Genomic DNA, 13,709 nt, shown 5'->3' with positions numbered 1-13,709 from the left:
GTCACGCTGTTGGCGTGATGCCGTTAACAAATTCATTAGTATATGTTCTACTCATTTATTTCTCTTTGCTCGTTTTGTTTCGCTTACTGGGCATGAGCAAAAGCGTGGCGCAAGCGGGGTTACAAAACGTTATTTATTCAACAGTTTTTCTAAATTCAAATTCAGAGCTAAAATTCCGCAAAATATTTTTCTGTCATTTCCTAGAACATCATATAAAGCTGTCAATCCATAATCAAGTCGTAATTCCAATTCTAAAAATTCGTAAATTGAAGTTCCAGCTCCAAGTTGTAATCCAATATTACTGTTTTCAAAATTATCCTTAACATCTTCACCGTCAAATTCGGCATTTAGTAAAAATGAGAACCTTGGTCCAAAAAGAAGATAAAATCCATCACTGTAATTATCTCCAAAACTGTATTTGAAGCTTGTGCTAATATCTAAAAATCCAAAATCTACAACTTCTCCAACAGCTAAAGTTTTTTGGTTAAAAGCTATTAGTGCTTTTGCTCCAATATTTTCAGTAAATCCATAATCAGCAAATCCGCCTAAATAAAGTTTGAATTTCTTTGTTCCTGCTTCATTACGTATTGTGCTATTCAAAGCACTATTAGAGTATATTTCATTAATATTTCCACCTAATGTTATTCCATAAATCAGTTCTTGGGCTTGTGAAATTAAAGCAGTAAAAAGTAGGATTCCTGTAATAATTTTTTTCATAAAATTTGGTTTTAATGTTTTGTAACTTGTAAATATCCGCACTCCTTTCGATAGACTCAAGGAACGTGCCTTTATTTCTTTTACATATCAGTGTCTTATTTTATTTGCAAAATATTTTTGCTCAGACAACTATAAACCTCTGTAGTTTATAAAACGTATTTCAATAAAATTAGATCTAAAACTTCGGTTAAATTGCGTATTGAAGATTTAGATTTGGGGTCCAATGTTATCAAATTTACACGATTTTTTGAGATAACAAAAAAATAGGGTCTAATTTTAATAGATGAATCTAAAATGGTTTTATAAAAACTAAGCTTTTTCTGTATTCTCAATTACTATTCGCCAAGAAATAAATATTTCTAACTATCGAAACTAAGACTATAGGAAAGGGGGTTGCTTTGTCAATCTGAATTTATTTCAGATTCTAAAACAAAATAAATTTCAAAAAATTGAGATTCTGAAATAAATCCAGAATGACAGATTTTCTACTTTTTAGACAGCTTAAAAATTACCTATGTGGCTAGACTCTCTACTAGATTTTAAAGCATAAAAAAAAGGACCCATTTCTGAGTCCTCTTATATCTAGTATTTTAATGTGCTACTTAGTAAAACGTCGCTCTGTTATCTTCGATATCAGATGCTTCCTTCAGTGCATTGTAAAGTTGTGTATTGACAGCACTTGACTTGGCTTGACCTACACGGTTTGCAGATGCTTGATAATTTGGCAACGGCTCAGCAGGTGTTAACTTTGTCAATTGAATTGCATAGACGCCGTTGGCACCAACGATTAATTTTGAGGTGGCTCCTTCTGCTAAACCAAAAGCCGTTCCGATGACTTTAGGCTCTCTTCCTGCTCCTGAAAGCGTTGGATTTTTCATGTTTACAGCCAGGGCTGTTTTAACCGTCTGTCCTTCGTCAGAAGCAATCGCTTCTAAAGTGGTTGCAGTAATACGGTCTTTGATAAGTTCCGCTTTCTTTTCTTTTCTGATTTCTGGAAGTGCTGTAATGGATGCTTTTTCAACACTCATTAATCCGGCTTCATTGACAGCTGTTACCTTAGCAACTACAAAACCACCTCCTGATGTATTGAAACTTTTAAAGTCTCCTACTTCAACACCCTCTTCAAAAGACCATCTTACAATAGCTCTCTGAACACCAAGACCTGGAATTGTTTCGTCCAATTCTTTAATGCTGCTTACTGGGGATGTTGTATAGTTATTTTCTTTTGCAACTTCATTGAAATCCGCATTGGCAACCGCGATTTCAAATTTAGATTTATCTGTAAAGACGCCATCTATTGTTTTAATTGATGGCTCAATCTCTTGTACGATCGTTGCGATTTTAAATGCTTCTTGTTTTTTTCCTTGATCTAAGATTTCAATAATATGATATCCAAAGTCTGTTTTTACAACGCCTAAACTTCCTTTAGGGTTCTCAAAAGCATAGGCTTTAAATTCTTCTGCAAATGCGTCTGTATAAGCAAATTCAATAACGCCTTCTTTTTCGTTGCTCACTTTATCAGATGATAAAGACAGTAAATTTTTGAATTTAGAACGTTTAGAACGAATCACTTTATAAATACTATCGGCAGTCGTTTTTGCTTGTGCATCTGTTTTGGTAACTGAGGCATCTGCACGAACCGTCCCAACAAATGGAATCAGGATGTGACGAACTTTCGTAGAATCTGACATCATTTTTTTAGCCACTTGTTTTGACAACTTGTACGCTGCTCCATCTTTATAAGGTCCAAAAACTTCATTTGATTTCAACCCTGTGATTTGATCTGCAACAGTCGTTGGAAAGCTAGATGCAAACACATATGCATCGTTATATTTAACTGATGAATTGGCATTTACAAAGGCTTTTACATCTGTTGTATTTTGAAAGCCTACCACTGTTTCGTTGGCTTTGGCAGCTTCATTAAATTCTACTTTATCAGCAATAAGGGCTGTTAAATCCGCTTGGATTTGCTGCTCATCTTCTAAAGAAGCTACTTCTTTAAACTGAACATAGACTAAATCTCTTGAAGCTTCAACCTTGTATTTGCTTGGATTTGCTTTGACATAGCTTGCAACTTCCGATTTCTTAACCGACACTAAACTGTCTGCAATAGACGTAAAAGGAATTTGAACATATTTAATATCTGCTTTGTCATTTTCTAACACATACTCTAACTCACCTTCTGTAAGGGTTCCAATAACACCTGCTTTCACAAGGTTAAAATACGTTTGTTGAACGCCTGTTTGAGAAATACTTTGTTCAAAATCAGTCCATGCTTTATAGTTCACAGCACTTCCGTTCAGCGTGGTTGTTTCTGGAGCTATGGCTTTTAGGTTTGCAATAAATTCGTTGAGCTTGTCTTCATCAAATAAACCAGCTTCATTTTTGAATTCTTCAAAAGATCCTAAGTTTTGTTTTAACAATTGACGCATATAGTCTCTTTCAATGGAGATTCCAACAGCATCGTATTGCGTTTGCATGACTTTGTTTCTTACTTCTTGATCCCAAACGCGGTTCATTGCTTGGGTGTTTGATACAGAACCACCAGACTGGCGTTGGATGTTTTCAACTTGATTCATGAATGCATCCCGTTCAATGTCTTCGCCATTAATCGTTGCGACAACGGTTTGCGATTTACCTGAAGACCCTAGGTTTTGAAATATATCTCCAATAATGAATGAAAATAATGCAAGAGCGATGATAATGATCAAGAATATAGAGCGTTGTCTAATTTTATTTAAAACTGCCATTTGTAGTGTGTGTTATTTTTTTAATATAGTGGACGAAAATACCAATTTCTTTGAAATAATAAAAGGAGAAAAGAATATAATTCAACGAAGGGGGTTAAATTAAATTTCTTCTAAGATTTCAAGCTGTACTAATTCGATTTTAGTATTGGATACTTCCTTGATGGTGAAATGAAATTGTTCAATTCTAATTTCTTGATTTTTCTCTGGTATTTCTTCGGTATGATTGACAATAAACCCTCCGAGAGTTTCGTAGTTTTCACTTTCGGGAAGTTCAAGTTTGTAGGTTTCATTGATATGATCCACTTCTATCCGTGCTGAGAATATGTAGGTGTTCTCATTCGTTTTTTCTTCAATAAGCTCGAACGTATCGTGCTCATCTTCAATTTCACCAACTAATTCTTCAATAACATCTTCCACAGTCATAATCCCCGAAGTTCCGCCATATTCATCTAAAACAACGGCTAGACTCTTGCGTTTTTTAATTAAGACGTTCAACACATCTTTTGCGAACATGGTTTCCGGCACATATTCTACTGGCCTTAACATTGATTTTATATTTTTTGGATCTTTAAATAAATCAAATGAATGAACGTAACCCAAAATATCGTCAATGGTTGTTTTGTACACCAGTATTTTTGAATGGCCTGTTTGGGTAAACAATTCGTTAAGATTATTGATAGAATCATGAATTTCGATGGCAGTCAACTCTGTACGAGGGACCATGACCTCTCTGGATTTTACTTCCGAAAATTCAAGGGCATTTTGAAAAATCTGAATTTCACTATCGATCGTATCGTGGGCTTCTACGGACTCCATTTGTTCGCTAATATAATTGCCCAGCTCTACTTTGGTAAATGCTAATTGAACCTGATCTCCTTCTGTTTTAAATAGATATTTTAGGATGACATCTGAAATCCATATTACAAAATCGGATACAAAAGAAAATAGAACATAAAACAGATACGCAGGAACCGCAAATAACTTTAGTAATGAGTTGGCATAAACCTGAAAAAATACCTTTGGCAGAAACTCCGCAGTCACCAATATAATAAGGGTTGAAATGACGGTTTGCGTCAGTAAGCTTAACTCCGTAAAGAGATAGTTAATAAGTGTACTAGAAGATGGCAAATAGGATGCAAACCACTCTACGAGCATATCTCCCATATAAAATCCATAAATCACAAGGGCTATATTGTTTCCAATAAGCATGGTTGCTATAAACTTGGACGGTTTTGCTGTGATTTTGGTTAATAATGTTGACAGTAACCCCCCTTGTTTTTTCTCAATTTCAATATGAATTTTGTTTGAGGAGACATACGCAATTTCCATTCCTGAAAAGAAAGCAGATAAAATCAAACTAAAAACAATAATCAAGAGGTCTCCGGTCATGACTACAATTTACCGCGATCTTGAAATCGCTTCTTAAATTTTTTACGAAAGAAAAACATCGCGACAGCTAACACAGAAAAGAACAAAGATATATAGGCTGCATTTCGGTCGTTGTTCCATTTGTCAATGGCATCAAAAAGAAACAAGGCAGCAAACCCTAAATATAGATACTGTAGAATTGAAAGAATTTTCATTTTTATAGAGTTAAGTTAACGACCAAAATTAGTGGAGTAAATATACGAATTATTCATCAATAAAGATGCGCCCATTCACTTCAAGGACTTGCGCGTTGGTGAAATTTTTGTTGGAATCAAATCCAATTCCGTTGGTGATATAGTCTTTGGTTCTGAATTTTACAGGTTGATTGGTAAATAGCCATTCCTTTTTTTGATCGTAGAAAAGTTGTTCTGTAAATAGGGTATCGTTGGTGGATGTTGTCAAAACCACATTGCCTTTCAGATCGATTAGATCGGTTTTCTCATACACAATCGCATGGTCAGAAGTTACCGTATTTTTATTTTGGTCATCATCAAAAAGAGTGAGGTCGATGCCCTCTGGAAATTTATAAAACGGAAACTCACGGTTTGTAAAGTTGACCATTTTTGGACTCACCAAAATGACTGTGAGGCGGCCTGAGTCTGTGTATTTTGTGTTGATGTCCTGAGCGATCGACAGTGGGGCGTAAGTGGCAATATCAAGCCCCTGTACTTCTTTTAGGGTATTGTTACAAGAAAAAAACATCGCTACCACAGCAAGTGGAACGCTATTTTTTAATAGTATGTTAGAATCAAATTTCATTAAAGCGAAGGTACCGTTACCGAACGTTGAATCCAACATCCAACTTTGATGACTTGACTTGCACGGCCCGAAGAAAATATTTCACTTTTTGTCGGTGCCTTGGCTTCATAATTTGCAATAGATTTTGCAGCATTTTTCTTCATTGTTGGGTCTATGCGTCCTGCTTTCGCAGCTTCTTTAGCGGCTAACCAATAGACAGCTCTTTTTGAAAAATTATCCGTTCCACAATTATTGGCACTTTTAGCATACATCGCTGCAATGGCAAGGTGGGCTCTTCCCATACTTGGGTTTGCTCTTAGGGCTTTCATAAAGTAAGTTCTTGCCTGACCGTAACGCCCTTTCTTTTTGAAATTTGTAGCGATTTTATATAAGATTCTTGACTTCTCAAAGTTATCAGATTCCAGCTCAACAGCTTGGTTGTAGTAACTCAAAGCTTCTGAGCTCTTTCCTGCTTTGTCTTTTAAGATTCCTAAATAAAATGCGGTATCCGCATTTGGTTCTAATGCATTTTTTTGTTCTACAATCTTCACAAACAACGGATCGTCGTTACATTCTTTTGCATACATTCTGTTCATGGCACGCTGCAACCAAACTCCGTCATTTTTAAATTCTTCAAAATCTCTTTGATACAATGGAATCAAGTTTTCGCAATTGGCTCTGGCACCCAATTTGGTGTCAATACTCCCCGCAATTTTATCATAAGCTCTTAAATAGCTATCATACGATTTAAGTTTACGTGCGTCTTTTTTACTCAATTCTTTAACCACACCTTCTTCATCTAAATATGCGTTTCGCTTATTGGTATAGTTTTTAACTTCAAACTCAATTTTTTCGCTAATGTCATCGTACTTGGAAAACAATTGCTGTGCCGTTTTTGCTTCGGAATCGTAAAGGTCCACCATCAATGAAAAGTAAGTGTACAGACTCTTTGGGTTTGTAAACGTTTTGGCATCGGTCGTATAAGCAGTGTCAAAACCAGTATAAAGCGCTTCGTTTGTTTTGTTTAAAATTTTTCTGTAATCATATTCCATCTGGCAGGCTTTTGCCATGTAGGCACCAGTTGGAGTGACGTTTGGAAAAACAGCTTTACGCTCTTCCCAAAGTTTCAACATATCGTTGACGAAGCTAATTTTCTCTTCGCCTTCAGAATTGTCAATCTTATAATCTAGGATACGTTCTCCATAAACAAAAATTGCTTTGTTAAATTTTGGATTTCGTTTTCTAATTTCCATCCATGGCGTGTATGCCGCTGTGTAGTTTTTAGACTTGGCTAATTCACTAAAAATAGAAAGGGTTTCTATATCCTGCTCGTTCTGTGCAGAGATTGTAGTGATGCTTAAAAAAAGGAATGCGATTAAAAGGGTGATTTTCGTTTTCATTAGGCTGTTTTTATATTTATTTCAGATACTTTGGGCTATTTTATAAAGCCATTTGGTTGTATTCTTGATTAATTAAATTTTCGTTTTTCAAACCAGCGATCGTTTAAAGATAAGCTCATCTGAAATTTTACAAAATTTTCTTTCACTAAATTGGCGGTATTAACTCCGCGTGTACCAATCTCAAAACCAACATTTGCATTTGAGAATATACGTCCAACTGGAAGTCCTACTCCAAAAGATATGCCAAACTCTTTGATGTCTTCATTATTTATCCGCAACCCTGTATCTTCAAAACGAATCCCTGTTCTGTAAACGATCCGTTTCCAGTAGCGATTAAAAGAATCAAATTTTGGAATATAAAACCCTCCTACAGCAATTGTGGAGGCATCTTCATAAGTTGCATTGTCAATAGATAGAAGTCGATTGGAAAATTGACTTGCTTTGAGGAAGGTGTATTCAACCCCTGCAAACCATTTTCTGGGGGTTCCTACCCCTAAACCAAAAGATGTTTTAGAAGGTAATGTCAATTTAGTGGTCTCTAAATTAAAAACAGACAAATCAACTTCTGATATATTAATTGTAAATTCTTGTTGCGTTGTAGGATCAATTACGATTGTTGAATAGGCTCGGCTATTGGCTGAAGTCAGTTCGGAGCTTGGCGAATAAGTTGCCGAAGCGGTCACCTCTAAGTTTGGCTTTATGAGTTTTGAGAAGATCAATCCAAAGTTGTAAGTAAGCCCGCCTAAATCTGATCTATTCTGTTCTCTTGACTGATACTGTAACAACTCACCTTGTGTATTATACCCAAAAGCAATATTCGTATTTTTTATATTTCCAAAATTATAACTGGCATCTACTCCCAATCTAAAATCTTCAGACAGTTGGTATCCAAATCCTAAAAAGACTCTATTTAATCCCCCTTCACCTCTGTATTTATATTGAAGAACATCGTCAGCATCCGTTGACTGTAATTTATAACCTACGGAAGAATGAGGCAAGACACCAAATCCTGCTCCAAATTTCCCAAGCGGAACGGCTATTGCCAAATAATCCAACGAAGATGTACTTGACTTATCAGTTTGTGAACCGCTAGAAAGCTTTACCTCAGAATGACTTCCCCCTATTGTATATTTTATAGGTTTGGCTTCATTATTAAAAGACTTTAAATTTTTACCAGCAAAGGAAGCTGGATTTCGAAGGTTGATATGGATACTGTCAGAATACACGCTTAATCCTCCCATGGACTGGTTTTCTACTGTGCCCTTAAATTTTAAACTTCCGATGCCATAAAATGAATAAGGAGAACTTGAACCCTGTTGTGCAAAAGATAGACTTGAAAAAACAACCGTTATAAGTATTAAAAACTTTTTTATCATTAGTTTGAATTAAATTCTAGTAAAAAATTAAGCCCTTCTAAAAGAAAATTTGAATTCGCAAATATGCTAATTTTAAATTGCTTACACAAGAAATCTGTGTCTCCGCCTGTTAAAATAACTGTTAAATCTGGATATTTATTTTGATACACCTTAATAGTACTCTCTATTTCATGTAAGACTCCATGGACAACTCCAGAGTGAATCGAGGCTTCGGTAGAGCTCCCAATGCGTTGATTGGGGATGGTTTTTTGGAGGGATGGTAAGTTTGACGTAAATGCTTCTAGTGATTTATAACGCATCTCTACTCCAGGTGAAATAGCGCCGCCTAGATAGTTTTGGTCGGCATCCATAAAATCATAGGTAATGCAACTCCCGGCATCGATCACCAAAACGTTCTTATTAGGAGACTGTTTGACCACCGCTGCCATAAGGGCTAAACGGTCCACACCCAAAGTGAGTGGCGTATCGTAGCAGTTTTTAAAAGGCACCTTAAAAGAAGCCTCTAAAATTTTGATGGGTAGCAACTTTTGGAGCGTCTCCACCTCCAAATTGTCCATAGTTTTTACCGTTGACAGCAGACCATGTTTGATTTCAGAGAACTTTTCAAGTAATTTTTCAACCTCCATAACCACCTCTTTAGTGGAAATCGTTTGAACCTCTATTATTTTATCTAATTGAAAAACAGCCAGTTTGGTTGTTGTATTTCCAATGTCAATTATCAAATTCATCTTTCTCATTTAGACTGTAAATCTACAAAACCATTTTTTATAAAATTTTACTTTGCGAATATTAAAATTGCGTTATATTTGCAACCGCATTATGCGAGGAGGTGCCTTAGCTCAGTTGGTAGAGCAATGGACTGAAAATCCATGTGTCCCTGGTTCGATTCCTGGAGGCACCACTTTTAAAACTCATAACAATCTATTTTATAGAAAGTTGTGAGTTTTTTGTTTTTAATAGATGCTTACCAAGGTGCTTATAAAAACTTTAAAGAAAAATTATCTGATTTTGACAACAGGAAACCAGAACAACTTCTTTTACAAATAGCCTATCAAAAATCTACTTAAATCCTATCACAAATGATAGGGTTTCTGTGAAATAATCTACAACGCTATTTTATATTCAATATCCATATTATGTATTTCAATTATTTAGTTGGATATTTGTGATGGATATTAAACCTTAACAAAGCGTAGTGATTTTACAATTTAAAAAAAACAGAGTTCTTTATTCCATTCTAAGCTTTTGTGCACTTCTGTGGATTCAAAGCTGTAAAGAAGCACCTGCTAAATCACCTGCACTACCTCAGGTTAATAGAGTACTCGATACGCTAGAAGAAGCTCCAGAACAAGATACTCCTGTTTCAAACAGTTCAGTGCCCGAAGAATTTTCGGACTGGCCCAACTACCCCCTTTTAGATACCGCCATAAAAAACCTTAAAAATGGCGATCCTATCTTTTTCAAACAACCCATTGAAGATATAAATCAACTGTTTTTAGACATTAAAAAAAGCGTCCCTAAATCCTTAAAAACAAACAGTATTTTGGCACGTGTTAAAGTCACCGAAACCTTAGCTCGTAAATTACACGAACTTTACAGTGTGGAGGATACAGACTTAAAGGAAGCCGAACAGACAAAAGTCAATCTCATTAAATCACATACCAATTTAATATTTCAAATAAATAAAACGCGCGAAAAAGAAGCGCAACGCATTACAAAACCAATTTAATTTTTTACACTAAACCGTATTCTTAAAAAGAAGACAAACTATATTAACCAACCAATTTAACTATTATGAGAACTCTTCTTATTGTACTCTGTACCTTTTACTGTCTTTTTTCCAATGCGCAAGTCGATTCTGGAACGCCTTGGATGAAAGGCCTGAAAAACACCAAAGCCAATCCTTTAACATTCAAAGAAATTGTCGATGCCGGAAACACCTATTGGGAAACCCGTGACACAGACGTTAAAGGAAGTGGATACAAACCCTTCAAACGTTGGGAGTCCTTTTGGCAAAATTATGTGAATGCCGGTGGGTTTTTACCAACCTCTCAAGAATTGTGGGACGTATGGGAAGCTAAAAATTCTCAGAAATCACAACGACGTTCAACGGCTGTAAGAACCGATGAAAGTGATTGGGAATCTATGGGGCCCACTGATTTTTTAAATCGATCGACTAACAGTGCAAACCTTGGTCGTGTCAATACCATCATTGTGGATCCAGACAATTCAGATGTTATTTATGTTGGATCGCCTGCAGGTGGGATTTGGAAATCCACAGATGCGGGGGCTACGTACATTCCTTTGACGGACTTCTTACCTCAAATTGGGGTTTCTGGAATCGCTATCGATCCAAGCAATACAGACATTCTTTACATCGCCACTGGCGATGATGACTATAACAGTTCTACAAGTGTAGGAATTTGGAAATCAACAGATGCAGGTGCCAATTGGCAGCAAACAGGAATGAATCCTACGAACACGCCATACAGAACCTCTGAAATCTATATAAACCCAGACAATACCAACATGCTTTGGGTTGCAACCAGTAATGGGATTTTTAAATCTGTAAATGGTGGTGATGACTGGACAAACAAACAATCTGGTAGTTTTAGAGACCTCAAAGTAAAACCTAATAATTCAAATATCATTTATGCAACTACGAATGATGAATTTTACAAATCCACAGATGCAGGGGAAACGTTTACACAAATTACAGAGGGACTGCCAACGACTTCAGGACGTCTTTTTATTGATATCACGCCAGCGAATGGCAACCTTGTTTATATGGTGGCATCAAATTCAGATAGCACCTACCAAGGAATTTACAAATCATCTGACAGTGGTACAACTTTTACACAAATGGAGAACACTGTTAATATCTTTGAAGGAGATCAATCCTGGTATGATTTAGCCATTGCTGTTTCTAACACCAATGAAAATGAAATTTATGTGGGCTGTTTAAATGTCTGGAAATCGAGTGATGGAGGGGATTCATTTTCACAACTTAATCAGTGGTACAGCCGAACCGAATCATACACCCACGCTGACATTCATTTCATCCGCGCTTTTAATGGTAGCATATTTGTAGGCTCCGATGGAGGTATTTTTGAATCGACAGATGCAGGTAGCACATTTACGGATTTGTCTCCAGGATTGGGAATTAGTCAGTTTTATAGAATTTCTGTATCCAAACAAGATTCAAATAAAATGGCAGGAGGACTTCAGGACAATGGAGGTTTTGGACGGGATCAACAATGGAGTAATTACCATGGAGGAGATGGGATGGAAGGAGTGGTTGATCCTAACAACGATAACATCTATTATGGTTTTACGCAGCGCGGTGGTAGTCTAAACATAAACACTAATTCAGGTCAAAATGGAAGTACGAATGGTTATGGAGCTCCCACTAATGAAGTAGGAAACTGGATTACTCCACTTTCAATAAACAAAGACAGTGAATTGTATGCCGGCTATGGCAGCGTTTACAACTTTGGTTCAGCCGGTTGGACCAAAATCTCAGATACTTTTGAAGCTAATATTGAGGTTTTAGAACTCGACCCTATCAACTCAGATATTATGTATGTAAGTTTTTCTTATTATGACGATGTGAATAGTAGCGTACATCATGAACTTCATAAAAGTGTAAATCATGGTGTTACATTTTCACTGATTCAAGATTTTACAAGTAATATCACGTCCATTGAAGTTAATAACAATGACAATACCATCCTTTACATCACCACAAGCGGAGGTGATGGAAAGGTTTATAGATCTACGGATCAAGGGAGTAATTTTACAGACATCACAGGAACGCTTCCTAATGTTACAAAAAACATTATCAAACACCAGCCTTTCTCCCCAACTAATGCGCTATACCTTGGGACAAGCTTAGGCGTTTACAGATACGACGACACTACAAACGATTGGGGTCTTTTTGAAACAAACCTTCCAAATACTGATGTCAGAGATTTAAGTATCAACATCCCAGACTATAATATTACTGCGGCAACTCACGGACGTGGCATTTGGCGAAGTGATTTGCAGACCGAAGCTTTAGCAGCTAACGATATTTTTTTAATTGCTATTGAGAACCCAATAAGTATGCAACTCAATTGCGGAGCAGTCGCTCCACAATTAAGGGTACTAAATAATGGACAAAATAGCATAAACACTGTTGACATTACCTATACTCTTGACGGTGGAAATGAGATACCACTCTCATGGTTTGGAGCCATCGCCTCCCAAGCGACCGCTATTTTGGACTTAGGTGACATGACTTTAGCCGCAGGAATCCATACGCTATCTGCGACAACTACCATTAACAATGATTCTTTCACCAACAACAACAGTGCTGAAATTACGTTTTATGTGAATGAAACTAGCGAAACTGGAACAGTAAATATGTTTGAAAATACCAGTGACGAACTTATTGTTATTAATGAGTCTGGAGATGTTTGGCAACGTGGAACTCCTACCGGAACTCTACTTAATGAAACGGCATCCGGAACAAATGTCTATGCCACTAACTTGAGTGGCAATTATGCAGACAACTCAAAAGGCTACCTTGTGTCTAATTGTTACGACTTGACTACCATTGCGAATCCAGAATTGAATTTTCAAATGGCGTTCGATTTAGAATCAGACTACGACGTCGCCTATGTTCAGTATTCAACAAACCAAGGAGTTGATTGGAATGTACTAGGAACCGCAGAAGATTTTAACTGGTACAATAGCAGTTTAGCTAATTGTGCTAACTGTGTTGGCGAACAATGGACTGGAACCGATAGCACTCTCACACCATACTCTTACGACCTAGCAGCTTTTAGCTCAGAATCTAATATGATTTTTAGAATGGTATTTCATTCAGACCAAATGGTGAATAATGAAGGCGTTGTTATCGATGACTTGTTTGTGTATGGCACTACATTGGATGCTGATAATTTTCAAATCGACCAAATTTCAGTATATCCAAATCCATCCAAAGATGTGTTTTATGTTAAATTAAATAACAGCACTCCTTTTGATCTTCGTGTCACGGACATCACTGGAAAAGTCGTGTACACTAAAAAACAAATTAATTCTGGAGCGCCATTTCCATTGCAAATGGAAGCCTACTCCAGTGGGATCTATTTTTTACAAATTGAAGCAAACAACCAACAAACCACTCGAAAGCTCATCTTAAATTAGTCCTAAAAAATATACTATACAGCATTTTGTAAAATTAAACTTATGTTAATTGTTTTGTTTAACTGTAACATTTTTAGTTATTTGGGAGACTACTATGTATAACGATCACT

At 36.4% G+C, this 13,709-nt stretch carries 10 protein-coding genes and 1 tRNA gene; 3 read left to right on the top strand and 8 right to left on the bottom strand.

The annotated features are described in order from the left end of the window. Positions 1 to 129 precede the first annotated feature (129 nt). The 8 genes from FORMB_RS09670 to FORMB_RS09635 all read right to left on the bottom strand — a co-directional run bounded on the left by FORMB_RS09670 (position 130) and on the right by FORMB_RS09635 (position 9,137). On the bottom strand, positions 130 to 717 hold the full coding sequence (locus FORMB_RS09670; protein ID WP_069677254.1) for a porin family protein: 588 nt from the start codon (positions 715 to 717) through the stop codon (positions 130 to 132). A 602-nt stretch (positions 718 to 1,319) separates the two neighbouring features. Beyond that, positions 1,320 to 3,467 (bottom strand): peptidylprolyl isomerase, encoded by a 2,148-nt coding sequence (locus tag FORMB_RS09665; RefSeq protein WP_069677253.1) that lies wholly within the window; start codon positions 3,465 to 3,467, stop codon positions 1,320 to 1,322. A 99-nt stretch (positions 3,468 to 3,566) separates the two neighbouring features. Continuing rightward, positions 3,567 to 4,856 carry a hemolysin family protein gene (locus tag FORMB_RS09660; RefSeq protein WP_069677252.1) on the bottom strand — a complete coding sequence of 430 codons (1,290 nt, stop codon included), beginning with the start codon at positions 4,854 to 4,856 and terminating at the stop codon, positions 3,567 to 3,569. A gap of 2 nt (positions 4,857 to 4,858) precedes the next feature. Beyond that, positions 4,859 to 5,050 carry a hypothetical protein gene (locus tag FORMB_RS09655; RefSeq protein ID WP_069677251.1) on the bottom strand — a complete coding sequence of 64 codons (192 nt, stop codon included), beginning with the start codon at positions 5,048 to 5,050 and terminating at the stop codon, positions 4,859 to 4,861. Positions 5,051 to 5,099: 49 nt separating this feature from the next. After that, entirely contained in the window at positions 5,100 to 5,654 is a 555-nt protein-coding gene (lptC, locus tag FORMB_RS09650; RefSeq protein WP_069677250.1) for an LPS export ABC transporter periplasmic protein LptC, read from the bottom strand. Further along, positions 5,654 to 7,033 carry a tetratricopeptide repeat protein gene (locus FORMB_RS09645; protein WP_069677249.1) on the bottom strand — a complete coding sequence of 460 codons (1,380 nt, stop codon included), beginning with the start codon at positions 7,031 to 7,033 and terminating at the stop codon, positions 5,654 to 5,656. The genes lptC and FORMB_RS09645 overlap by 1 nt, the downstream gene beginning before the upstream one ends. Before the next feature lie 68 nt (positions 7,034 to 7,101). After that, positions 7,102 to 8,409 carry a hypothetical protein gene (locus FORMB_RS09640; RefSeq protein ID WP_069677248.1) on the bottom strand — a complete coding sequence of 436 codons (1,308 nt, stop codon included), beginning with the start codon at positions 8,407 to 8,409 and terminating at the stop codon, positions 7,102 to 7,104. After that, positions 8,409 to 9,137: a type III pantothenate kinase gene (locus FORMB_RS09635; RefSeq protein ID WP_069677247.1), complete on the bottom strand. Its 729-nt coding sequence runs from the start codon at positions 9,135 to 9,137 to the stop codon at positions 8,409 to 8,411. The genes FORMB_RS09640 and FORMB_RS09635 overlap by 1 nt, the downstream gene beginning before the upstream one ends. Before the next feature lie 100 nt (positions 9,138 to 9,237). Here FORMB_RS09635 and FORMB_RS09630 point away from each other — a divergent pair. The 3 genes from FORMB_RS09630 (at position 9,238) to FORMB_RS09620 (ending at position 13,599) form a co-directional block, all read left to right on the top strand. Continuing rightward, positions 9,238 to 9,310, top strand: a tRNA-Phe gene (locus tag FORMB_RS09630). Between the two features lie 294 nt (positions 9,311 to 9,604). Then, complete coding sequence (locus FORMB_RS09625) at positions 9,605 to 10,138, top strand: hypothetical protein (protein WP_069677246.1); 534 nt, start codon at positions 9,605 to 9,607, stop codon at positions 10,136 to 10,138. A gap of 65 nt (positions 10,139 to 10,203) precedes the next feature. Beyond that, the gene (locus FORMB_RS09620) at positions 10,204 to 13,599 is read left to right on the top strand and encodes a T9SS type A sorting domain-containing protein (RefSeq protein ID WP_069677245.1); all 3,396 of its coding nucleotides are present in this window, start codon (positions 10,204 to 10,206) and stop codon (positions 13,597 to 13,599) included. Positions 13,600 to 13,709: the final 110 nt, after the last annotated feature.

It is taken from the genome of Formosa sp. Hel1_33_131 (assembly GCF_001735745.1).
Lineage (GTDB): Bacteria > Bacteroidota > Bacteroidia > Flavobacteriales > Flavobacteriaceae > Hel1-33-131.
Note: the sequence above shows the minus strand (reverse complement) of the source record. Positions and strands in the feature narration are given on the sequence as shown.